Source organism: Streptomyces viridifaciens (genome assembly GCF_001888885.2).
GTDB classification, from domain to species: domain Bacteria; phylum Actinomycetota; class Actinomycetes; order Streptomycetales; family Streptomycetaceae; genus Kitasatospora; species Kitasatospora aureofaciens.
Genome location: NZ_CP090841.1, coordinates 2,223,254 through 2,246,828 on the forward strand (window position 1 = coordinate 2,223,254; position 23,575 = coordinate 2,246,828).

Genomic DNA, 23,575 nt, shown 5'->3' on the forward strand with positions numbered 1-23,575 from the left:
CCCCGCCGTGCGAGGTCCCCGATGCGCCTGCGCCGCACCGCCGTTGCCCTGCTGCTCGCCGCCACCGCCGCCCTGAGCGCCGCCCCCGCCCCGGCCTCCGCCGCGGCCCACGGCGGCGGGCACCCGGCCCGCTTCCCCACCGGGACGGCCACCGGCCCGGACGGCCGCACCTCCCTCACCGACGCCCAGGGCCGCCGGCTCCAACTGCGCGGCTTCAACCTGGACAAGTACGCCGAGGCCACCCCGGCGGACCTCGACTCGATCGCCGCCCAGGGCTTCACCCTGGTCCGGCTGCCGGTCTCCTGGACCAGACTGGAGCCCGAGCGCGGCCGGCTCGACCCCACCGAGCTGCACCGGATCGGGCGGCTCCTCGACCGCGCCGACCGGCTGGGCCTGCTCGTGCTGGTCGACTTCCACCAGGACGTCTACGGGCCGGAGTTCGGCGGCGGGACCAACGGCATCCCGGCCTGGGCCACCCGTGACGACGGGCTGCCCTTCACCCCCGACCCGGACGACTGGTTCGCCGGCTACTTCCAGCCCGCCGTCCAGGCCGCCTTCCGCCATCTCTACGACGACCCCGACCTGCGTGCCTGGCAGGCCGACTTCTACACCCGGCTCGCCCGCGAACTGCGCGGTCACCGCTCCCTCCTGGGCTACGACCTGTTCAACGAGCCGTTCGGCCCGGTGGACGGCGACCCGAGCGACCCGGCCGTGCTCGCCGCCGCCTCCGCCACCCTGGAACGGGGCCGGCTCGCCGACATGTACCGCCGCCTGATCACCGCCGTACGCCGGGTCGACTCCCGCGCCTGGCTGTTCGTCGAACCGACGGTCCTGGTCGGCCAGGGCGTACCGACGCAGTTGCCCGGCTTCGCCGACCCCCGCCCCGGCGCGCCCCGGCTCGGCTACGCACCGCACTTCTACGACACCGCGGTGGAGAACGGCGCCGACTGGAACCCCGCCGACGGCTTCCTCCAGCAGTACACCGCCGCGATCACCGGCTACCCGACCGCCCACCGGCTGCCCGTCCTGGTCGGCGAGTGGGGCCCGCCGAACTCCCGCACCCCGGGCAACACCCGGCTGGTCCGCGGCCAGGTCGCCGCGATGGACGGCTTCGCCGAGGGCTGGACCATGTGGTACTGGTGCCGCGGCACCGGCGGCTACTGCGCACTCGACCCCGCCGGACACCCCGCTCCCGGCGACGAACCCGCCTTCGGCCCGTACCCGGTCGCCGTCGCCGGCACCGACGTCCGCACCGACGTCCGTACCGACGTCCGCACCGGGAGCGACAACGGGACCAGCCCCGGGAGCAACACCGGGGACACCACCGTGCGCTGGAACGCCGACGGCAGCGCCCGCGCCAGCGAACTCGTCCTGCCGCCCGCCGGGTTCCCGCACGGCGCCCGGGTCGCCGTCTCCCCCGCCGGCGCCCGGGTCGAGGTGGAGCAGCCCGCGGACGGGCGCCCGGGAACCGTGAGGATCCGGCTCCCGCACACCCGCCCCGGCGCCCCGGTGGCGGTCACCCTCGCACCGCGCTGACGATCAGGCCAGCCCGCGGCGCTCCAGCAGCGGCGCGGTGTCCGGCGCCCGGCCGACCACCGCGCGGAAGGACTCCAGCGGGTCCCGGCTGAACCCGCGCGCCAGCAGCTCGCGCCGGAACAGCTCGCCGCTGTCCCGCACCGAGCGCCCGTTGGTCTCGAACCACCGCACGGTGTCCGCGTCCAGCACCTCCGACCAGATGTACGCGTAGTACCCGGCGCTGTAGCCGCTGGAGAAGATGTGCTGGAAGTACGGCGTGCGGTAACGCGGCGGGATCGCCGGCACGACGACCCCGGCCTCCGCCAGCGCCCTCGCCTCGAACTCCTCGGCGTCCGCGACCCGGTGGCCCTCCGGCAGGGTGTGCCAGGCCCAGTCCAGCAGCGTCGCCGCCAGGTACTCCACCGTACGGAAGCCCTGCCCGAAGCCCTCGGCCGCGGTCATCCGCTCGACCAGCTCGGCCGGCAGCGGCTCCCCGGTCTCGTGGTGGCGGGCGTAGTTGGCCAGCACCTCCGGCCGGACCATCCACATCTCGTTGACCTGCGAGGGGAACTCCACGAAGTCCCGCGGCACCGCGGTGCCCGCGAACAGCGGGTACCGCACGTCCGAGAACAGCCCGTGCAGCGCGTGCCCGAACTCGTGGAACATGGTGCGCACCTCGTCCCAGCTCAGCAGCGCCGGCTCGCCCGGCGCCGGGCGCGGGACGTTGAGGTTGTTGAGCACCACCGGCCGCCGCCCGGTCAGCCCGGACTGGCCCACCAGCTCGTCCATCCAGGCGCCGCCGCGCTTGGACGCCCGGGCGTGGAAGTCGCCGATGAACAGGCCCAGCGGGGTGCCGTCCTGCTCGAACACCTCGAAGACCCGGGCGTCCGGGTGGTGGGCCGTCAGCTCCGGCCGCTCGGTGAAGCTCAGCCCGTAGGCCAGCCCCGCGGCGAAGAACACGCCGTCCTTCAGCACCCGCTCCAGCTCGAAGTACGGGCGCAGTGCCGCCGCGTCCACCTGGTACGAGGCCTGCCGGACCTTCTCCGAGTAGTACGCCCAGTCGTGCGCGGCGATCTCCTCGATGCCGTCCGCGGCCGCCACCTTGGCCAGCTCGGCGGCCTCCCGGCGGGCGTTCGCCACGGCCGGCTCGACCAGCCGGGCCAGCAGCCCGGACACCGCCTCGACGGTGCCGGCCGTCTCGTCCGCCACCACGTACGCGGCGTGGCTGGGGTGGCCCAGCAGCGCGGCCCGCTCGGCGCGCAGCGCGGCCATCCGGATCGCCAGCGGGCCGTTGTCCTCGACGCCCCGGGCGAGCGAGGCGGCCAGCAGCCGCTCGCGCACCGAGCGGTCGGCGAGCTGGGCCAGTTCGGGCTGGGTGGAGGTGCTCTTCAGGCTCAGCACGTAGCGGCCCTCGTGGCCGAGCACCCGGGCGTTCTCCGCCGCGGCGGCGATCGCGCCCTCGGACAGCCCGGCCAGCTCCTCGGCGGAGTCCACGACCAGCGCGGCGGCGCGGGTGGCGGCGTTCACGTTCTGCTGGAACGTGGTGCCCAGCGCGGCCAGTTCGGCGTTCAGCTCGCGCAGCCTGGCCTGCTCCGACTCGCCCAGCCGGGCGCCGGAGCGGACGAACGCGGTGTACCAGCGCTCCAGCAGCCGCAGCGACTCCGGGTCCAGCCCCAGGGCGGCCCGGTTACCGTGCAGCGCCTCGATCCGGGCGAACAGCTTCTGGTCCAGGTGGATCGCGTCGTGGTGGGTCGCGAGCAGCGGGCTGACCTTCGCCTCCACCTCGTCCAGCAGCTCGGTGGTGTCGGAGGAGGACTGGTTGCGGAACACCGCGTCCACCCGGCGCAGCAGCTCGCCGGAGCGTTCCAGGGCCACCACGGTGTTCTCGAAGGTCGGCGCGGTTCCGTCGTCGGTGATCGCCGCGATCTCGGCCAGCTGCTCGGCCGTCCCACGCTCGTAGGCGGGCAGGTAGTGCTCCTCCCGGATCTCGGCGTAGGGAGGCAGTTCGTAGACCAGCGGGCTGGCTGCGAAGAACGGGTTCTCGGTCATTTCGCCGACCCTACGCGGTGTCACCCCGCGTGCCCATAGACCCCTGGTCATCGTTGTCAGACCCACCCGTTAACGTCGACGGCGCGGACCCGCGGACCGCACACCCGCACGCCGCCCGTACGCCCGATCGCCGCCCGATCGCCGAACCGCCAGTCCACAGACCCGCACCGGAGAGAAGACGCCCGCAGTGGCCCCCAGAACCGCCCTCGTGCCCGATCCGCACGGCCCCGGCGGCCGCCTCCAGCCGCTCGACGACGCCGGCAGCCCGCTCGGCCCGCCGGAGACCGTCCGCGACCTCGCCGCCGCGGTCGCCGCCCGGGAGGGAACTCGCGGCGATCATCCGCCGGGGCCCCGCTGGGTCTGGGCCGCCGCCGACTCCGGGTACGCCCCGCTGCTGCCCCGACTGCCCGACCGGCTCGCCCGCTGCCACGACCTGCGGCTGGTGGAGGCCCTGCTGCTGGGCCTCGAGGGCCGCTTCGGCGCGCCCCGCTCGCTCGGCGCCGCCTGGTCCCGGCTGCGCGGCCTGCCCGTCCCGGACGACCTGCCCGAGCCCGGCCTGACCGACGCGGACGACGGCCAGGACACCCTCTTCGCCCCCGACCGGCTGCAACTTCCGCCCGGCGCCGACCAGTTGGACGCCGTCGTCGCCGTGCACGCCGAACAGCAGCGGCGGATCGCCGCCATCGCGGACCCGGCCGCCCGGCAACGCTTCCGGCTGCTGGTCGCCGCCGAGTCGGCCGGCGCCCTGGTGGCCGCCGAGATGGCACACGACGGCCTGCCCTGGCGCTCCGACCTCCACGACCGGCTGCTCACCGAGCTGCTCGGCCCCCGCCCCACCGTTCCCGGCACCCAGCCCCGGGTGCTCGCCGACCTCGTCGTCGAACTCCACCGGGCCCTCGGCGCCAAGCCGTTCAACCCCGACTCGCACACCCAGGTGCTGCGCGCCTTCGCCGAGGCGGGCATCCAGCTCGGCTCCACCCGCTCCTGGGAGCTCAAGAACATCGACCACCCGGCCGCCCGGCTGCTGGTCCGCTACAAGGAGCTGTCCCGGATCCACGTCGCCCACGGCTGGGCCTGGCAGGACGCCTGGGCCCGCGGCGGCCGTTTCCGGCCCGAGTACGTGGTCGGCGGCGTGGTCTCCGGCCGCTGGGCCAGCCGCGGCGGCGGCGCCCTGCAGATCCCCCGCATCCTGCGCCGCGCCGTGGTCGCCGACCCGGGCTGGCGGCTGGTGGTAGCCGACGCCGCCCAACTGGAGCCGCGGGTGCTCGCGGCGCTCTCCGGGGACGCCGGACTGGCCCGCACCGCCGCCGGCGGCGACCTGTACGAGGCGCTCGCCGCCCAGGCCTTCCAGGGCGACCGCGACAAGGCCAAACTCGGCCTGCTCGGCGCCATGTACGGGCAGACCAGCGGCGACATCGGCCCGCTGCTGAACACCCTGCACCGCCGCTACCCCGCCGCGATGGGCTACGTCGAGGCCGCCGCCCGCACCGGCGAGGACGGCGGCGTGGTCACCTCCCGGCTCGGCCGGGTCTGCCCGCCCGCCTCCGCCGCCTTCCTCGACCTCACCGAGGCCGACACCTCCGGCGAGACCGGCGGCCGCACCGCCCGCGCCCGCGGCCGGTTCACCCGCAACTTCGTCATCCAGGCCAGCGCCGCCGACTGGGCGCTCGCCCTGCTGGCGGCGCTGCGCCGACGGCTGAACGAGCTCCCGGTGGCCGTCCCGGCGGACCGCCCCCACCTGGTGTTCTTCCAGCACGACGAGGTGATCGTGCACACCCCGGCCAACCTGGCCGAGGAGGTGGCCGCGGTCGTCACCGCGGCCGCCGACGAGGCCCGGCGGCTGGTCTTCGGCGACACCCCGGTGCGCTTCCCGCTCAGCACGGCCGTGGTGGACTGCTACGCGGACGCCAAGTAGCCCCGACACGCCCCGGGGCGTGTCCGGCGCCTCCCGCCGGGCGCGCGACGCCGGCAGCACGCACCCCGCCGCGAAGCGTCGGACCCGCCCTACCCCAGCTTCCGGAAGGTGCGCGCGTCCTCGGCCGCCGCGACCACCTCGGCCAGTCCCGCCCCGGTCGAGGCGGTGACGGCGGCGGCCACCGCGCCCTCCACGAACGGTGCGTCCACCAGCTCCACCCCCAGCCTCGGCTCGTCCTCCAGCACGGTCGCGGCGGTGAGCACCGAGCTGCCGAGGTCCGGCAGCACGACCACGCCCGCCCCGCCGTCCGCCTCGGCGATCGCCCCGGCGATCAGCTCGTAGCTGGTGCCGAGCCCGCCGTCCTCCGTCCCGGCCGCGACCACCACCCGCACACCGTCCGGGGCGAGTTCGCCGAGCAGCTCGCGCAGCCCCTCCGCGAGCCGAGCGCTGTGCGAAACCAGAACAATGCCCACGTGTCCGCTCATGCCCGCGACCCTACGACCCGGTCCCACTGCTCCGGGAGGGTGACCGGAATCGCGCGTGTCGCACCCCGTGCCGGGGCCCGCCGTCTGGCGTAGCGTCGGCGCCGGGGCCGTCCTGCGGATCAGGCCCCCGCAGCGTCCGCCGTAGCGTCCTGTCCTCAAGGCCACCTAGGGAGCGAAGAACGTTGAAGAAGCTGATCAACACCCCGGAGAGCGTCCTGGAGGACGCCCTGGCCGGGTTCGCCGCCGCCCACCCCGAGCTGACGGTGGACATCCCCAACCGGGTGATCACCCGGGCCGCCCGCCCGGCCGGGCCCAAGGTCGCACTGGTCTCCGGCGGCGGTTCCGGCCACGAGCCGCTGCACGGCGGCTTCGTCGGCCCCGGCATGCTGGACGCCGCCTGCCCTGGCGAGGTGTTCACCTCCCCCGTCCCGGACCAGATGCTGGCCGCCGCCAAGGCGGTGGAGAACGGCGCCGGGGTGGTCTTCGTCGTGAAGAACTACACCGGCGACGTGATGAACTTCGAGCTCGCCGCCGAAGTGGCCGCCGAGGAGGGCCTGGAGGTCCGCACCGTCCTGGTCAACGACGACGTCGCGGTCGAGGACTCCACCTGGACGGCAGGCCGCCGGGGCACCGGCGCGACCGTCCTGGTCGAGAAGACGGCCGGTGCGCTGGCCGAACGCGGGGCCGGCCTGGACGAGGTGGCCGCCCTGGGCGAGCGGGTCAACGCCGCCTCCCGCTCCTTCGCCGTCGCGCTCACCGCGGCCACCGTCCCGGCCGCCGGCAAGCCCGGCTTCGACCTGCCCGAGGACGAGATCGAGGTCGGCGTCGGCATCCACGGCGAGCCCGGCCGCCGCCGCGAGAAGCTCCGCCCGGCCCGCGAGCTGGCCGCCGAGGTGGTCGAGACCGTCCTCGCCGACCACCACCTGACTGCGGGCGACGAGGTGATCGCCCTGCTCAACGGTCTGGGCGCGACCCCGCTGCTGGAGCTGTACGTGGTCTACGGCGAGGTCGCCGCCCGGCTCGCCGAGCGCGGCATCACGGTGGCCCGCAGCCTGGTCGGCAACTACGTCACCAGCCTCGACATGGCGGGCTTCTCACTCACCCTCACCCAGGCCGATGCCCAACTGCTGGACCTCTGGGACGCCCCGGTCGACACCCCCGCCCTCAAGCGGGCCTGAGTCCCTCGAAGGAGACCCGATGGACTTCGACACCCCGCTGTTCGACACCGCGCTGGCCGAGGCCTGGATCCGCTCGATCGCCGCGGCTGTCGAGAAGGAGCAGGACCGGCTCACCGAACTGGACTCCGCGATCGGCGACGGCGACCACGGCAGCAACCTGCGGCGCGGCTTCGACGCCGCCCTGGCAGCCCTGGAGGGCCTCCAGCCGACCGGCCCCGGCGCCGTCCTCACCAGGACCGGCACCACCCTCATCTCCAAGGTCGGCGGTGCCTCCGGCCCGCTCTACGGCAAGGCCTTCCGCGCCCTCGGCGCCGCCCTGCCCGAGCCGGCCGGCCCGGTCACCCTCGCCGAGGCCATGGCCGCCGGGCTGGACGCGGTCCGCATCCTCGGCAAGGCCGAGCCCGGCGACAAGACCATCGTCGACGCCTGGACCCCGGCCGTCGCCGCCCTCCGCGCCGCGGCCGCCGCCGGCGCCACCCTCCCCGAGGCCGCGGCGGCCGCCGCCGACGCCGCCGAGCAGGGAGCCCGCGACACCGTCCCGCTCCGGGCCCGCAAGGGCCGCGCCTCCTACCTCGGCGAACGCAGCACCGGCCACCAGGACCCCGGTGCCACCTCCACCGCGCTCCTCTTCCGCACCCTCGCCGACGTCACCGGCAACCGGTAGGGCCTCGCTCCTCCAACCGCGCGGTCCCCCGTGCCCCGACCGGGGCGCGGGGGGGCGGAACCGGGTGGCCGACCATCGCACCGTAAGGGAAGCGAGCGTCGTTGATGTTGTCGACCTGGTCGAGAAGCCGTAACCCAGAGGAGCGCCTGCCCGGTGTCCGGTATCCATCCCACTCCGCACGTCACCACGCCCCCCGGCCGGACGGCTGCCCGGCCCCACCACTGGGCGAGGCTCTTCCTGACCGGTCTGCTGCTCTGGGCCTCGACCGTCCTGGTCACCTTCTTCACCGACAACACCAACCTGGTCCCGACGATCGTGCTGCTGGGCAGCTTCCTCGTTCCGGCGACCGTGGTGATCCGGGTGTACGAGCGCTACGCGGCCGACCTCGGCCCGGACCGGATCCTCACCTGCTTCGGCCTCGGCGGGGTGATCGGCGTCCTGGGCGCCTCGGTGCTGGAGTCGTACCTGCTCTCCCCCTCGGTGTGGATGTACGTCGGCGTCGGCCTGATCGAGGAGGCGGTCAAGCTGGCCGCACTGGTGGTGGTCAGCCGGCGGCTGCGGATCAGCGGGCTGCGGTACGGGCTGGTGCTGGGCGCCACCGTCGGGGCGGGCTTCGCCGCGTTCGAGAGCGCCGGGTACGCGTTCAACGCCGTGCTGAGCATCCAGGGGCTCTCGCTGGACGACCTGGTGGAGACGGAGATCCTGCGCGGGGTGCTCGCCCCGGTGGGCCACATCCTGTGGACGGCGATCATCGGCGGAGTGCTGTTCCGGGCCCGGCGCGGCGGGCGCTTCCGGGTCACCGCCCCGGTGGTGCCGACCTTCCTCGGTGTCTCGCTGCTGCACGCGCTCTGGGACAGCACGAGCGGCATCGCCGTCTGGCTGGTCGCCCGAACCACCACCAGCGACTTCCAGCGCGCCCTGTTCGACCTCGGCTACATGCCGAACCCGTCCAGCGAGCAGATCCACCTGTACACCGCGTACGACACGACGGGGCTGCTCGTGGTCTCCTTGGGTGGACTGCTCTGGCTGCGGCTGCTGCTCCGGCGGGAGCCGACCGCGCCGATCCCGGCACAGTCCCCGTCCTCCCCGGTCTGAGCGGTCATGTCGCCTACGATGCGATCCACTTCACCCACCCCTCCGGGAGATACCCTGGAGGGGTATGGTGTCGGGAGAACAAGAGCCAGTGACGCACCGACCTCCGGAGGGCCCCGATGTCCAGCACCATCACCTACACCGTGTCCGGCATGAGCTGCGGCCACTGCGAGAAGGCGATCAGCGAGGAGCTCTCCACGCTGGCCGGTGTCACCGACGTCGCCGCCGACGCCCAGGCGGGCACCGTGACGGTCTCCTCCGCCGCCCCGCTGGAGGAGGAGCAGGTCCGCGCCGCGATCGACGAGGCCGGCTACGAGCTGGTCGGCCCCGCCGCCTGAGCCGCCCCGCTACGGCGGGGGCCGGCACACCCGGCCGCCGCCGTACGCACCACCGAGGAGCCACCCGCATGACCACCTCCGCCCCCGGCGTTCGGGCACGGGACCGGGTCGAGCTGTCGATCGGCGGGATGACCTGCGCCTCCTGCGCGGCCCGGATCGAGAAGAAGCTCAACCGGATGGACGGCGTCGAGGCCGCCGTGAACTTCGCCACCGAGAAGGCCCGGGTCGACTACGGTCCCGGCGTCACGGTCGAGGAGCTGATCGCCACGGTCGAGCGCACCGGCTACACCGCCGAGCTCCCCCCTCCCCCGGCCCCCGCCGCCGAACCGGCCACCGCCCACCGGCCCGCCGCCGCGCGACCCGCCGAGCGGGACCCCCTTCGCGAGCGCCTGCTGGTCAGCGCCGTGCTCAGCGTCCCGGTGGTCCTGCTCTCGATGGTCCCGGCCCTGCAGTTCACCGACTGGCAGTGGCTCGCCTTCGCCCTGACCGGTCCGGTCGTCGTCCACGGCGGCCTGCCCTTCCACCGCGCCGCCTGGACCAACCTCAGGCACGGCGCCGCGACCATGGACACCCTGGTCTCGCTCGGCACCCTGGCCGCCTTCGGCTGGTCCTGCTGGGCACTGTTCCTGGGCCACGCCGGCGTGCCGGGGATGCGGCACGACTTCTCGCTCCCGGTCGGCGGCACCGACCCCTCCGGCACGCTCTACCTGGAGACCGCCGCCGGCGTCACCGTGCTGATCCTGCTCGGCCGTCACCTGGAGGCCCGTTCCAAGCGCCGGGCCGGCGCCGCCCTGCGCGCCCTGCTCGACCTCGGTGCCGGGGACGTCGCCGTCCTCCAGGACGGCCGGGAGGTCCGGCTGCCGGTGGAGCGGCTCACCGTCGGCATGCGCTTCGTGGTGCGCCCGGGCGAGAAGATCGCCACCGACGGCACGGTGGTCGAGGGTGCCTCGGCCGTCGACGCCTCGATGCTGACCGGCGAGTCCGTCCCGGTCGAGGTCACCGTCGGCGACACCGTCACCGGCGCCACCGTCAACGCGGGCGGCCGCCTGGTGGTCGAGGCCACCCGGGTCGGCGCGGACACCCAGCTGTCCCGGACGGCCAGGCTGGTCGAGGAGGCCCAGAACGGCAAGGCCGCCGCCCAGCGCCTGGCCGACCGGGTCTCCGCCGTCTTCGTTCCGGTGGTCATCCTGATCGCGCTCGCCACCCTGGTCGGCCGGCTGCTGACCACCAGCAGCCCCACCGATGCGTTCACCGCCGCGGTGGCCGTGCTGATCATCGCCTGCCCGTGCGCCCTGGGTCTGGCCACCCCGACCGCCCTGCTGGTCGGCACCGGCCGCGGCGCCCAGCTCGGCATCCTGATCAAGGGACCGGAGGTGCTGGAGTCCACCCGCCGGGTCGACACCGTCGTACTGGACAAGACCGGCACCGTCACCACCGGCCGGATGGCGCTGCTCGCCGTGCACACCGCCGAGGGCGTCACCGAGGCCGAGGTGCTGCGTCTGGCCGGGGCCGTGGAGCACGCTTCCGAGCACCCCGTCGCCCGGGCCATCGCCGAGGCCGCCGCCGACCGCCTCGGCGGGCTGCCGCCGGTGGACGACTTCCGCAGCCTGCCCGGCCGGGGCGTGGAGGGCATCGTGGACGGCCGCACGGTCACCGCCGGGCGCGGGGCCCGGCCGACCGACGGCGCCCGGCACCTGCCGCCCGTCCTGGCCCGCGCCATGGCCGCCGCCGAGGCGGCCGGCCGCACCGCGGTCGCGGTCGGCTGGGACGGCGAGGCCCGGGCCGTGCTGGAGGTCGCCGACGCGGTCAGGCCGACCAGCGCCGAGGCCGTCGCCCGGCTGCGCGCCCTGGGCCTGCGCCCGGTGCTGCTGACCGGCGACAACCCGGCGGCGGCCGGGGCGGTCGCGGCCGAGGTCGGCATCGCCCCCCGGGACGTCGTCGCGGGGGTGCTGCCCGAGGAGAAGGTCGACACCGTGCGCCGGCTGCAGGCCGAGGGCAGGGTCGTGGCGATGGTCGGGGACGGCGTCAACGACGCCGCCGCGCTCGCCCAGGCCGACCTGGGCCTGGCGATGGGCACCGGCACCGACGCGGCGATCGAGGCCGGCGACCTCACCCTGGTCCGTGGCGACCTGCGCTCCGCGGCCGACGCCATCCGGCTCTCCCGCCGCACCCTCGGCACCATCAGAGGCAACCTCTGCTGGGCCTTCGGCTACAACGTGGCGGCGATCCCGCTGGCGGCCGCCGGACTGCTCAACCCGATGGTCGCCGGGGCCGCGATGGCCTTCTCCTCGGTCTTCGTGGTCAGCAACAGCCTCCGGCTGCGCCGCTTCCAGCCCGCCTGAGGTCTGAGACAGCCGAAGGGCCCCGCAGCACGAGGCCCGCAGCACGAGGGGCCCGGACCGCGCCCGGTCCGGGCCCCTCGTCATGCCTCAGCGCCCCAGCAGCTCCCCGCCGTTGCAGTGCAGGATCTCGCCGGTGATGAACCCGGCCTCGGGCGAGGCCAGGAAGTGCACCGCCGCCGCGACCTCGCCGGTCTCGCCGATCCGGCCCAGCAGGGTGCGCGCCGCCCGGCGGGCGACCTCCGCCTCGTCCAGCCGCGGCCCGAAGAACTCGGTGCCGGCCACCGTGCCCGGCGCGACGATGTTGGCGGTGATGCCCGAGGTGCCCAACTGCGCGGCCAGGAAGTGGTTCCATGCGTGCAGCGAGGCCTTCGCCGCGCCGTACGAGCCGGCCCCGCGCAGGGCGGCGATGGAGCTGATGGTGACGACCCGGCCGGAGCCCGGGGTGAGCCGGTCCCGGATCGACTCGGTGAGCAGCACCGCGGTCATCACGTTGCGCTCGAAGTCGCCGCGCCAGCGGGCCAGCAGGGCGTGCGTCCCGCCCCCGACCACGGTCTCCCGGCTGCCCGCGTTGTTGACCAGCACGTCGATCCGGTCGGGCAGGTCGGCCAGCGCCGCCTCCACCGCGTCCGGGTCGGCGAGGTCGCACACCAGGGGGGTGGCGTTCGGCCCGAGATCGGCTGCGGCCTTCTCGAGGACCGCACGACGGCGACCGACGATCACCACCTGGTCGCCCGCTTCGGCGAACCGCCGTGCGATTTCGTACCCGATTCCCGTGCCACCGCCGGTGACGACGACGTTCCTGGCCATCTGCGCACTCCCTCCCCAGTTCCGCCGCCGCGCGACGAAGTGGGCGCGACGGTCCGTACCGGAATGCCACGATTCCTATCACGCTCGGTTGCCGTGACTGCGGGGAGGGTGACGTCGCGCGCGAGGGAAGGTGTGATATGAGCGTGGAACCGAGCGCCTACGGAGCGTGGCGAGAGGCAGGTCACACCCCCCGGGCGTAACTTCTCGCACCCTGATACGTCTTAGGTTGGTAGTGCGGCAGTTTTTCCGATGGGCGGGCGCGATCAACGGCAACGCGCCCCGCGCTTCCAGCGGCTGTCGCCGACGGGGCTCCGGCGGGCCCCGGGACGGTCGTCGTCCTTTCGACGGCCTTCGCGCACGGCGCCGGGGTGTGGCGGGCCAGGGACGCTTTGAGCGGCCGTCCCCGGCTGCAGTCGGCCCCGGAGTCGTGCGCCGTACGGTTCCGCCCCCGCGCGGGCCCTTTCCGGGTCCGGGGCGCGAGGACGCGAAGGGGCCCGGCCGCTCAGCAGCGGCCGGGCCCCTTTCGGTGCGGTGCCAGGGCGTGGCGGTCGGACCCGCCCCCGGGTCAGCGCTGGTCGAGCTCGACGTAGTCGCGGATCGCGGTGCCCGTGTAGATCTGGCGCGGGCGGCCGATCCGGCTGGTCGGGTCGTTGATCATCTCGTGCCAGTGGGCGATCCAGCCCGGCAGCCGGCCGAGGGCGAACAGCACGGTGAACATGCTGGTCGGGAAGCCCATGGCGCGGTAGATCAGGCCGGTGTAGAAGTCCACGTTCGGGTACAGCTTGCGCGAGATGAAGAAGTCGTCCTTGAGGGCGTGCTCCTCCAGCTTGAGCGCGATCTCCAGCAGCTCGTCGCTCTTGCCGAGCTGGCCGAGGACCTCGTGCGCCAGCAGCTTGACCTGCGCGGCGCGCGGGTCGAAGGCCTTGTAGACGCGGTGGCCGAAGCCCATCAGCTTGACGCCGGCTTCCTTGTTCTTCACCTTCGTGATGAACGCGTCGACGTCGCCGCCGTCCTTCTGGATGCTCTCCAGCATCTCCAGCACGGCCTGGTTGGCGCCACCGTGCAGCGGGCCCCACAGGGCCGAGATGCCCGCCGAGATCGAGGCGAACAGGTTGGCGTGGCTGGAGCCGACCAGGCGCACGGTGGAGGTCGAGCAGTTCTGCTCGTGGTCCGCGTGCAGGATGAGCAGCTTGTCCAGGGCGTTGACGACGACCGGGTTGAGCTCGTAGTCCTCGGCGGGGACCGCGAAGGTCATCCGCAGGAAGTTCTCGACGTAGCTCAGGTCGTTGCGCGGGTAGACGAAGGGCTGGCCCATCGCCTTCTTGTACGCGTACGCGGCGATCGTCGGCAGCTTGGCCAGCAGGCGGACGGTCGACAGGTGGCGCTGGGCCGCGTCGAAGGGGTTGTGGCTCTCCGGGTAGAACGTGGAGAGCGCACCGACCACCGAGGACAGCATGGCCATCGGGTGGGCGTCCCGCGGGAAGCCCTGGAAGAAGCGCTTGACGTCCTCGTGCAGCAGCGTGTGCTGGGTGATCTCGCGGTTGAACTCCGCCAGCTGGTCCGCGTTGGGCAGCTCGCCGTTGATCAGGAGGTACGCGGTCTCGATGAAGCCGCCCTGTGCTGCGAGCTGCTCGATCGGGTAGCCGCGGTACCGCAGGATGCCGTTGTCGCCGTCCACGAAGGTGATCGCGGACTTGTACGCGGCGGTGTTACCGAAGCCGTTGTCCAGGGTGACCAGGCCGGTCTGCGGGAGCAGCTTCGAGATGTCGAAGCCGGAGTTGCCCGCAGTGCTCTCGACGACGGGGTACTCGTACTCGCCGTCCTGGTACCGCAGTACTACCGAGTTGTCGCTCACGTCTTCCTCACCGACGAAATGAATCCTCTTCCAAGGTGCCCTGACTGTCTCCACGATCCCCCATCCGGAGGACAGTCGCGCACCCGGGGTGGCCCGGAAGGGCCTGCCCCTACAAAACCTGCCGCCGCAGCCGGTACGAACCGGACAAGATCGGCACCACCCTAGGCTCTGCCGTAAATCTCTTCACGTCAAGAGAACATTAGAGGCAACCATCCTGTTGGATAATCATCCAGAAGCAAGTCGATGATCGAGCGCGGCATGCCGCCGACCTGCACTGACGGCCCTCACGGCCTGCGCGATCGCCTTCCGTGACCCCACCAGCACCACGAGTTTCCTCGCCCTGGTCACAGCGGTGTAGAGCAGATTTCGCTGGAGCATCGTCCAAGCGGACATCGTGACCGGAATCACCACCACCGGATACTCACTGCCCTGCGAGCGGTGGATCGTCACCGCGTACGCGTGTGACAGCTCGTCCAGTTCGTCGAAGTCGTACGACACCTCCTCGTCCTCGTCGGTGAGCACCGTCAGCCGCTGGTCGTCCACGCTGAGGGCGGTCACCACTCCCACTGTGCCGTTGAAGACGCCGTTCCGCCCCTTGTCGTAGTTGTTGCGGATCTGGGTGACCTTGTCCCCCACCCGGAACGTCCGCCCGCCGAACCGCCGCTCCGCCAGCCCCTCCCGGGCCGGCGTCACCGCGCCCTGCAACAGCGTGTTCAGGTTCCCCGCCCCGGCCGGGCCACGGTGCATCGGCGCCAGCACCTGCACGTCCCGGCGCGGATCGAAGCCGAACTTCTGCGGGATCCGACGCGCCACCACGTCCACCGTCAGACCGGCCGCCCGCTCCGTGTCCTCCTCGGCGAACAGGAAGAAGTCCGCCAGACCCTCCGTCAACGGCGGCTTCCCCTCATTGATCCGGTGCGCGTTGACCACCACTCCGGACTGCTGCGCCTGCCGGAAGATCCGGGTCAGCCGCACCGACGGGATCGGCCCGCCCTCCGCCAGCAGGTCCCGCAGCACCTCCCCGGCACCCACCGAGGGCAGCTGGTCCACGTCCCCCACGAACAGCAGATGGGCGCCCGGCGGCACCGCCTTGACCAGCTTGTTCGCCAGGATCAGGTCCAGCATCGACGCCTCGTCCACCACCACCAGGTCCGCGTCCAGCGGCCGGTCCCGGTCGTAGGCGGCGTCCCCGCCCGGCTTCAGCTCCAGCAACCGGTGCACCGTCGAGGCCTCCGCCCCGGTCAGCTCCGCCAGCCGCTTCGCCGCCCGGCCGGTCGGCGCCGCCAGCACCACCTTCGCCCGTTTGGCCAGCGCCATCATCACGATCGACTTCACCGTGAACGACTTGCCGCAGCCCGGACCACCCGTCAGCACCGCGACCTTGCGGGTCAGCGCCAGCCGCACCGACTGCTGCTGCTCCGGCGCCAGCTCCGTCCCCGTCCGCTTCGCCAGCCAGTCCAGCGCCACCGGCCAGTCCACCTCGGCGGACCACGGCAGGCGGTCGGAGTCCGAACGGAGCAGTCGCAGCAGCTGGTTGGCCAGCGAGATCTCCGCCCGGTGGAACGGCACCAGGTAGATCGCGGTGATCGGCTCGCCCGCCTCCCCCGGCACCGTCTCGCGCACCACCCCCTCGGCCGCGACCAGCTCCGCCAGGCAGTCGATCACCAGCCCCACGTCCACCTGCAACAGCTTCACGCCGTCCGCGATCAGCCGCTCCTCCGGCAGGTAGCAGTGCCCCTGGTCGCTGCTCTGCGACAGCGCGTACTGCAGCCCGGCCTTCACCCGCTCCGGGCTGTCGTGCGGGATGCCCACCGCCTGCGCGATCCGGTCCGCCGTCAGGAAGCCGATGCCCCAGACGTCCGAAGCCAGCTTGTACGGCTCGTTCTTCACCACCCCGATCGAGGCGTCCCCGTACTGCTTGTAGATCCGGACCGCCAAGGAGGTCGACACCCCGACCCCCTGGAGGAAGACCATCACCTCCTTGATGGCCTTCTGCTCGTCCCAGGCCTCGGCGATCTTCCTGGTGCGCTTCGGTCCCAGCCCCGGCACCTCGATCAGCCGACCCGGCTCGTTCTCGATCACCTCCAGGGTGTCCACCCCGAAGCGCTCCACGATCCGCTCGGCGAACCGCGGCCCGATCCCCTTGATCAGCCCCGAGCCCAGGTACCGCTGGATGCCCTGCACCGTGGCCGGCAGCACCGTCGTGTAGTTCTCCACCGTGAACTGCCGCCCGTACTGCGGGTGCGAACCCCACCGCCCGTGCAGCCGCAGCGACTCGCCGACCTGCGCCCCCAGCAGCGCGCCCACCACCGTCAGCAGGTCGTTCCCGCCCCGGCCGGTGTCCACCCGCGCCACCGTGTAACCGGTCTCCTCGTTGGCATAGGTGATCCGCTCCAGCACGCCCTCGACCTGCGCGAGTTGGTGCGGGACCTGCTGCCCCGACTGCGCCTGCTTGCCCACCGGAGCCCCCTTCGACCGGTACGGGTGAACCATTCCGTTACGCACCGTACCGCCCTGCGCGGACAAAGCCGCGGGCCCGCCGGAACCCGCGCACTCCGCGCACCCCGCGCGCCCGTCGCGGACCTCCCGTAGCTCGCGCACTCTCCGTCCACCGACGGCCAACCCACCGTGCAGGGCCCTCGCCGAGATGCCAGGCTGGAAGGAACCGGGGGGCCGTCCACCGCGCCCGCGCGGGACCCGTCCGAGGAGCAAGTACCGCCATGCTGAACACCGACTTCCGCCCCGGTTCCCCGGTCTGGCTCGACCTGAGCAGCCCCGACACCCGGGCCTCCGTCGACTTCTACACCGCGCTGTTCGGCTGGACCTTCGACTCGGCCGGCCCCGAGGCCGGCGGCTACGGCTTCTTCCAGCTCGACGGCCGAACCGTCGCCGCTCTCGGCCCGCTCGCCGACGAGGCCGCACTGCCCGGCTGGACGCTGTACTTCGCCACGCAGGACGCCGACCGCACTACCGAGCTCGTCCAAAAGGCGGGCGGCAGCGTGCGGTTCGCTCCCTTCGACGTCTTCACCGCGGGCCGGATGGCCGGCTTCACCGATCCGACCGGTGCCGAATTCGCCGTCTGGCAGCCGCACGACACCCGCGGCCTGGACCTCGTCAACGAGGAGGTCAGCCTCTGCTGGGCCGAGTGCTACAGCGTCGACGCCGAACGGGCCAGGGCCTTCTACCGCGCGGTCTTCGACTGGCAGGAACGGGACGTCCCGTTCGGCGAGGCGTTCTACACCGTGCTCACCCCGGCCGGTGGCGGTACCGAGGACGCCCACGGCGGCATCGTGCAACTCGGCCCCGAGCGCACCGCGCGCGGCACCGGCTCGCACTGGCTTCCCTACTTCGAGGTCCCCAACGTGGACGCCAGCCTCGCCATCGCCGGCCGGCTCGGCGCGACCGTCCGGATCCCGGCGACGGACGTGCACGGGGTCGGCCGCCTCGCCCAGCTGCTCGACCCGCACGGCGCCGCCTTCGCCGTCATCACCAGCGCAGCGCCCGCGGCCTGACCTGGCATCGACCCAGAAGGGCCGTAAAGGGGTACTCCGGGCGTAGACAAGACCGGTCCGGCCCTGGAGAGCATCCTTATCCTCCGATCATGACTGAAACGGCTGTTCTGACCATCCGACGGGCCACCGAGGCCGATCTGCCGGCGATCGTCGGCTTGCTCGCCGACGACCCGCTCGGCGCCACCCGCGAGACTCTCGACGACCTCACCCCGTACCGCACCGCGTTCGCCCGCATAGACGGGGATCCGCACCAGCACCTGGTCGTGGCCGAACGCGCCGGCCGTACCGTCGGCACCCTGCAACTCACCCTCGTCCCCGGCCTTTCCCGCACCGGTTCCACCCGCGCGATCATCGAGGCCGTCCGCGTCCGCGCCGACGACCGGGGCAGCGGGCTCGGTACCGAACTGATCCGGTGGGCCGTCGAGCGCGCCCGCGAACTCGGCGCGGACCTCGTCCAGCTCACCTCCGACGCGACGCGCACGGACGCCCACCGCTTCTACGAGCGGCTGGGTTTCGCGCCCTCGCACCTCGGCTTCAAAATGACGCTCCCGAACTGAGGGCAGCGGCGCGGAAACACGAAGAACCCCCATCCGGAATCCGGATGGGGGTTCTTCTGAATGATTGTTCGGCGGCGTCCTACTCTCCCACAGGGTCCCCCCTGCAGTACCATCGGCGCTGTGAGGCTTAGCTTCCGGGTTCGGAATGTAACCGGGCGTTTCCCTCACGCTATGACCACCGAAACACTATGAAACTGTCAACCGCACCAACCCACGCCTTACGGGGTCGGGGTCGTTGTTTCAGAACAACACAGTGGACGCGAGCAACTGAGGACAAGCCCTCGGCCTATTAGTACCGGTCAACTCCACCCCTCACAGGGCTTCCATATCCGGCCTATCAACCCAGTCGTCTACTGGGAGCCTTACCCTCTCAAGGAGGTGGGAGTGCTCATCTCGAAGCAGGCTTCCCGCTTAGATGCTTTCAGCGGTTATCCCTCCCGAACGTAGCCAACCAGCCATGCCCTTGGCAGAACAACTGGCACACCAGAGGTTCGTCCGTCCCGGTCCTCTCGTACTAGGGACAGCCCTTCTCAACACTCCTACGCGCACAGCGGATAGGGACCGAACTGTCTCACGACGTTCTAAACCCAGCTCGCGTACCGCTTTAATGGGCGAACAGCCCAACCCTTGGGACCTACTCCAGCCCCAGGATGCGACGAGCCGACATCGAGGTGCCAAACCATCCCGTCGATATGGACTCTTGGGGAAGATCAGCCTGTTATCCCCGGGGTACCTTTTATCCGTTGAGCGACGGCGCTTCCACAAGCCACCGCCGGATCACTAGTCCCTACTTTCGTACCTGCTCGACCCGTCAGTCTCACAGTCAAGCTCCCTTGTGCACTTACACTCAACACCTGATTGCCAACCAGGCTGAGGGAACCTTTGGGCGCCTCCGTTACCCTTTAGGAGGCAACCGCCCCAGTTAAACTACCCACCAGACACTGTCCCTGATCCGGATCACGGACCCAGGTTAGACATCCAGCACGACCAGAGTGGTATTTCAACGGCGACTCCACAACAACTGGCGTTGCTGCTTCAAAGTCTCCCACCTATCCTACACAAGCCGAACCGAACACCAATATCAAGCTATAGTAAAGGTCCCGGGGTCTTTCCGTCCTGCTGCGCGAAACGAGCATCTTTACTCGTAATGCAATTTCACCGGGCCTATGGTTGAGACAGTCGAGAAGTCGTTACGCCATTCGTGCAGGTCGGAACTTACCCGACAAGGAATTTCGCTACCTTAGGATGGTTATAGTTACCACCGCCGTTTACTGGCGCTTAAGTTCTCAGCTTCGCCCCACCGAAGTGGAGCTAACCGGTCCCCTTAACGTTCCAGCACCGGGCAGGCGTCAGTCCGTATACATCGCCTTACGGCTTCGCACGGACCTGTGTTTTTAGTAAACAGTCGCTTCTCGCTGGTCTCTGCGGCCACCCCCAGCTCAAGGCGCAAGGCCCGTCACCAGGAATGGCCCCCCTTCTCCCGAAGTTACGGGGGCATTTTGCCGAGTTCCTTAACCATAGTTCACCCGAACGCCTCGGTATTCTCTACCTGACCACCTGAGTCGGTTTGGGGTACGGGCCGCCATGAAACTCGCTAGAGGCTTTTCTCGACAGCATAGGATCATCCACTTCACCACAATCGGCTCGGCATCAGGTCTCAGCCTCAATGAGTGACGGATTTGCCTATCACTCGGCCTACACCCTTACCCCGGGACAACCACCGCCCGGGCTGGACTACCTTCCTGCGTCACCCCATCGCTCACCTACTACCCCGTTGGGCCACCGGCTCCACCACTTCCCTTTGCCCGAAGGCTCCGGGACGGCTTCACGGGCTTAGCATCAGAAGGTTCAGCGTTGGCGCTTCAAAGCGGGTACGGGAATATCAACCCGTTGTCCATCGACTACGCCTGTCGGCCTCGCCTTAGGTCCCGACTTACCCTGGGCAGATCAGCTTGACCCAGGAACCCTTGGTCAATCGGCGCAAGAGTTTCCCACTCTTGTATCGCTACTCATGCCTGCATTCTCACTCGTATACCGTCCACGACTCGATTCCTCGGCCGCTTCACCCGGCACACGACGCTCCCCTACCCATCACAGCAGGCGTTGGCCCTATTCGCTGCAATGACACGACTTCGGTGATGTGCTTGAGCCCCGCTACATTGTCGGCGCGGAATCACTTGACCAGTGAGCTATTACGCACTCTTTCAAGGGTGGCTGCTTCTAAGCCAACCTCCTGGTTGTCTCTGCGACTCCACATCCTTTCCCACTTAGCACACGCTTAGGGACCTTAGTCGGTGTTCTGGGCTGTTTCCCTCTCGACCATGGAGCTTATCCCCCACAGTCTCACTGCCACGCTCTCACTTACCGGCATTCGGAGTTTGGCTAAGGTCAGTAACCCGGTAAGGCCCATCGCCTATCCAGTGCTCTACCTCCGGCAAGAAACACGTGACGCTGCACCTAAATGCATTTCGGGGAGAACCAGCTATCACGGAGTTTGATTGGCCTTTCACCCCTAACCACAGGTCATCCCCCAGGTTTTCAACCCTGGTGGGTTCGGTCCTCCACACGGTCTTACCCGCGCTTCAACCTGCCCATGGCTAGATCACTCCGCTTCGGGTCTTGGGCATGCAACTCAAACGCCCTATTCGGACTCGCTTTCGCTACGGCTACCCCACACGGGTTAACCTCGCTACACACCGCAAACTCGCAGGCTCATTCTTCAAAAGGCACGCAGTCACGGCCAGCCGGTAAACCGACTGACGACGCTCCCACGGCTTGTAGGCACACGGTTTCAGGTACTATTTCACTCCGCTCCCGCGGTACTTTTCACCATTCCCTCACGGTACTATCCGCTATCGGTCACCAGGGAATATTTAGGCTTAGCGGGTGGTCCCGCCAGATTCACACGGGATTTCTCGGGCCCCGTGCTACTTGGGAGATGAGCAAGCAAGCCGTACAGATTTCGTCTACGGGGGTCTTACCCTCTACGCCGGACCTTTCGCATGTCCTTCGACTACCCATACGGTTTCTGACTCGCCCAGCCGCCGGCAGACGACTGAAGCTCATTCCCACAACCCCGTATTGGCAACCCCTGCCGGGTCTCACACCAATACGGTTTAGCCTCATCCAGTTTCGCTCGCCACTACTCCCGGAATCACGGTTGTTTTCTCTTCCTGCGGGTACTGAGATGTTTCACTTCCCCGCGTTCCCTCCACACTGCCTATGTGTTCAGCAGCGGGTGACAGCCCATGACGACTGCCGGGTTTCCCCATTCGGACACCCCCGGATCAAAGCTCGGTTGACAGCTCCCCGGGGCCTATCGCGGCCTCCCACGTCCTTCATCGGTTCCTGGTGCCAAGGCATCCACCGTGCGCCCTTAAAAACTTGGCCACAGATGCTCGCGTCCACTGTGCAGTTCTCAAACAACGACCAGTCACACACCCTCAACGATCCCGAAGGACCATCTCGAGTGAGGCCGGCATCCTTGAGGCAACTTCCGTTCCCTCAGGACCCAACAACGTGCCCGACACAACCAGAACCAGACTCTCTCTTCCACGCCGAAGCAGTACTAGGAGACCAAGCCCTCGCTGTGCCGAATAGTCAACGTTCCACCCATGAGCAACCGTGCAGAACATTCGCCTGCAAGCGGCCATGTGCTCCTTAGAAAGGAGGTGATCCAGCCGCACCTTCCGGTACGGCTACCTTGTTACGACTTCGTCCCAATCGCTGGTCCCACCTTCGACGGCTCCATCCCTTACGGGTTAGGCCACCGGCTTCGGGTGTTACCGACTTTCGTGACGTGACGGGCGGTGTGTACAAGGCCCGGGAACGTATTCACCGCAGCATGCTGATCTGCGATTACTAGCAACTCCAACTTCATGGGGTCGAGTTGCAGACCCCAATCCGAACTGAGGCCGGCTTTTTGGGATTCGCTCCGCCTCACGGCATCGCAGCCCTTTGTACCGACCATTGTAGCACGTGTGCAGCCCAAGACATAAGGGGCATGATGATTTGACGTCGTCCCCACCTTCCTCCGAGTTGACCCCGGCAGTCTCCTGTGAGTCCCCGACATTACTCGCTGGCAACACAGAACAAGGGTTGCGCTCGTTGCGGGACTTAACCCAACATCTCACGACACGAGCTGACGACAACCATGCACCACCTGTATACCGACCACAAGGGGGCACCCATCTCTGGATGTTTCCGGCATATGTCAAGCCTTGGTAAGGTTCTTCGCGTTGCGTCGAATTAAGCCACATGCTCCGCTGCTTGTGCGGGCCCCCGTCAATTCCTTTGAGTTTTAGCCTTGCGGCCGTACTCCCCAGGCGGGGAACTTAATGCGTTAGCTGCGGCACCGACGACGTGGAATGTCGCCAACACCTAGTTCCCAACGTTTACGGCGTGGACTACCAGGGTATCTAATCCTGTTCGCTCCCCACGCTTTCGCTCCTCAGCGTCAGTAATGGCCCAGAGATCCGCCTTCGCCACCGGTGTTCCTCCTGATATCTGCGCATTTCACCGCTACACCAGGAATTCCGATCTCCCCTACCACACTCTAGCCTGCCCGTATCGAATGCAGACCCGGGGTTAAGCCCCGGGCTTTCACATCCGACGCGACAGGCCGCCTACGAGCTCTTTACGCCCAATAATTCCGGACAACGCTCGCACCCTACGTATTACCGCGGCTGCTGGCACGTAGTTAGCCGGTGCTTCTTCTGCAGGTACCGTCACTTGCGCTTCTTCCCTGCTGAAAGAGGTTTACAACCCGAAGGCCGTCATCCCTCACGCGGCGTCGCTGCATCAGGCTTTCGCCCATTGTGCAATATTCCCCACTGCTGCCTCCCGTAGGAGTCTGGGCCGTGTCTCAGTCCCAGTGTGGCCGGTCGCCCTCTCAGGCCGGCTACCCGTCGTCGCCTTGGTAGGCCATTACCCCACCAACAAGCTGATAGGCCGCGGGCTCATCCTGCACCGCCGGAGCTTTCCACCAACCCCCATGCGGAGGAAGGTCGTATCCGGTATTAGACCCCGTTTCCAGGGCTTGTCCCAGAGTGCAGGGCAGATTGCCCACGTGTTACTCACCCGTTCGCCACTGATCCACCCCGAAGGGCTTCACCGTTCGACTTGCATGTGTTAAGCACGCCGCCAGCGTTCGTCCTGAGCCAGGATCAAACTCTCCGTGAATGTTTACCCGTAATCGGGTTCACACCCGCGTTGAGCGGCACGGCAACCACCGGAATAGGGCGGTCCCGCGCACTGCGTCCTCGCT

Annotated in this window: 14 protein-coding genes and 3 rRNA genes; 9 read left to right on the forward strand and 8 right to left on the reverse strand. The window is 69.8% G+C overall.

From position 1 onward, the window contains the following. Nucleotides 1-21 precede the first annotated feature (21 nt). On the forward strand, nt 22-1,536 hold the full coding sequence (locus BOQ63_RS17100) for a cellulase family glycosylhydrolase (protein ID WP_150475957.1): 1,515 nt from the start codon (nt 22-24) through the stop codon (nt 1,534-1,536). Nucleotides 1,537-1,539: 3 nt separating this feature from the next. Here BOQ63_RS17100 and BOQ63_RS17105 read toward each other — a convergent pair whose 3' ends face one another. Beyond that, the gene (locus BOQ63_RS17105) at nt 1,540-3,564 is read right to left on the reverse strand and encodes a M3 family metallopeptidase (RefSeq protein ID WP_030289127.1); all 2,025 of its coding nucleotides are present in this window, start codon (nt 3,562-3,564) and stop codon (nt 1,540-1,542) included. A gap of 187 nt (nt 3,565-3,751) precedes the next feature. Here BOQ63_RS17105 and BOQ63_RS17110 point away from each other — a divergent pair, with 187 nt between their 5' ends. Continuing rightward, the gene (locus BOQ63_RS17110) at nt 3,752-5,479 is read left to right on the forward strand and encodes a bifunctional 3'-5' exonuclease/DNA polymerase (protein ID WP_150475958.1); all 1,728 of its coding nucleotides are present in this window, start codon (nt 3,752-3,754) and stop codon (nt 5,477-5,479) included. 89 nt (nt 5,480-5,568) lie between these two features. Here BOQ63_RS17110 and dhaM read toward each other — a convergent pair whose 3' ends face one another. Further along, complete coding sequence (dhaM, locus tag BOQ63_RS17115) at nt 5,569-5,964, reverse strand: dihydroxyacetone kinase phosphoryl donor subunit DhaM (protein WP_072654577.1); 396 nt, start codon at nt 5,962-5,964, stop codon at nt 5,569-5,571. Between the two features lie 182 nt (nt 5,965-6,146). Between dhaM and dhaK the strand changes: the two genes are divergently transcribed. From dhaK to BOQ63_RS17140, 5 genes are all read left to right on the forward strand, one after another. After that, complete coding sequence (gene dhaK / locus BOQ63_RS17120; protein ID WP_030289130.1) at nt 6,147-7,142, forward strand: dihydroxyacetone kinase subunit DhaK; 996 nt, start codon at nt 6,147-6,149, stop codon at nt 7,140-7,142. A gap of 19 nt (nt 7,143-7,161) precedes the next feature. Further along, nucleotides 7,162-7,806 (forward strand): dihydroxyacetone kinase subunit DhaL, encoded by a 645-nt coding sequence (gene dhaL, locus BOQ63_RS17125; RefSeq protein WP_150475960.1) that lies wholly within the window; start codon nt 7,162-7,164, stop codon nt 7,804-7,806. 162 nt (nt 7,807-7,968) lie between these two features. Continuing rightward, nucleotides 7,969-8,901 carry a PrsW family intramembrane metalloprotease gene (locus BOQ63_RS17130; protein WP_030289133.1) on the forward strand — a complete coding sequence of 311 codons (933 nt, stop codon included), beginning with the start codon at nt 7,969-7,971 and terminating at the stop codon, nt 8,899-8,901. 116 nt (nt 8,902-9,017) lie between these two features. After that, complete coding sequence (locus BOQ63_RS17135; RefSeq protein WP_030289135.1) at nt 9,018-9,236, forward strand: heavy-metal-associated domain-containing protein; 219 nt, start codon at nt 9,018-9,020, stop codon at nt 9,234-9,236. A 68-nt stretch (nt 9,237-9,304) separates the two neighbouring features. After that, complete coding sequence (locus BOQ63_RS17140) at nt 9,305-11,578, forward strand: heavy metal translocating P-type ATPase (protein ID WP_030553310.1); 2,274 nt, start codon at nt 9,305-9,307, stop codon at nt 11,576-11,578. A gap of 87 nt (nt 11,579-11,665) precedes the next feature. On the opposite strand, the gene BOQ63_RS17145 is transcribed toward BOQ63_RS17140, so the two are convergent. The 3 genes from BOQ63_RS17145 to recD2 all read right to left on the reverse strand — a co-directional run bounded on the left by BOQ63_RS17145 (nt 11,666) and on the right by recD2 (nt 16,733). Next, entirely contained in the window at nt 11,666-12,385 is a 720-nt protein-coding gene (locus BOQ63_RS17145) for an SDR family NAD(P)-dependent oxidoreductase (RefSeq protein WP_030289139.1), read from the reverse strand. 565 nt (nt 12,386-12,950) lie between these two features. Continuing rightward, complete coding sequence (locus tag BOQ63_RS17150) at nt 12,951-14,240, reverse strand: citrate synthase (RefSeq protein ID WP_030289141.1); 1,290 nt, start codon at nt 14,238-14,240, stop codon at nt 12,951-12,953. Nucleotides 14,241-14,465: 225 nt separating this feature from the next. Further along, the gene (gene recD2 / locus BOQ63_RS17155) at nt 14,466-16,733 is read right to left on the reverse strand and encodes an SF1B family DNA helicase RecD2 (RefSeq protein WP_223885958.1); all 2,268 of its coding nucleotides are present in this window, start codon (nt 16,731-16,733) and stop codon (nt 14,466-14,468) included. 227 nt (nt 16,734-16,960) lie between these two features. Between recD2 and BOQ63_RS17160 the strand changes: the two genes are divergently transcribed. Further along, nucleotides 16,961-17,752, forward strand: coding sequence for a VOC family protein (locus tag BOQ63_RS17160; protein WP_030289145.1), 792 nt, complete (start codon nt 16,961-16,963; stop codon nt 17,750-17,752). Nucleotides 17,753-17,841: 89 nt separating this feature from the next. Next, complete coding sequence (locus BOQ63_RS17165; RefSeq protein ID WP_030289147.1) at nt 17,842-18,309, forward strand: GNAT family N-acetyltransferase; 468 nt, start codon at nt 17,842-17,844, stop codon at nt 18,307-18,309. 66 nt (nt 18,310-18,375) lie between these two features. On the opposite strand, the gene rrf is transcribed toward BOQ63_RS17165, so the two are convergent. The 3 genes from rrf to BOQ63_RS17180 all read right to left on the reverse strand — a co-directional run bounded on the left by rrf (nt 18,376) and on the right by BOQ63_RS17180 (nt 23,490). Continuing rightward, a 5S ribosomal RNA gene (gene rrf, locus BOQ63_RS17170) occupies nt 18,376-18,492 on the reverse strand. An 86-nt stretch (nt 18,493-18,578) separates the two neighbouring features. Beyond that, a 23S ribosomal RNA gene (locus BOQ63_RS17175) occupies nt 18,579-21,699 on the reverse strand. 274 nt (nt 21,700-21,973) lie between these two features. Then, nucleotides 21,974-23,490 (reverse strand): 16S ribosomal RNA (locus tag BOQ63_RS17180). Together the 16S, 23S and 5S rRNA genes form the textbook arrangement of a ribosomal RNA operon. Nucleotides 23,491-23,575: the final 85 nt, after the last annotated feature.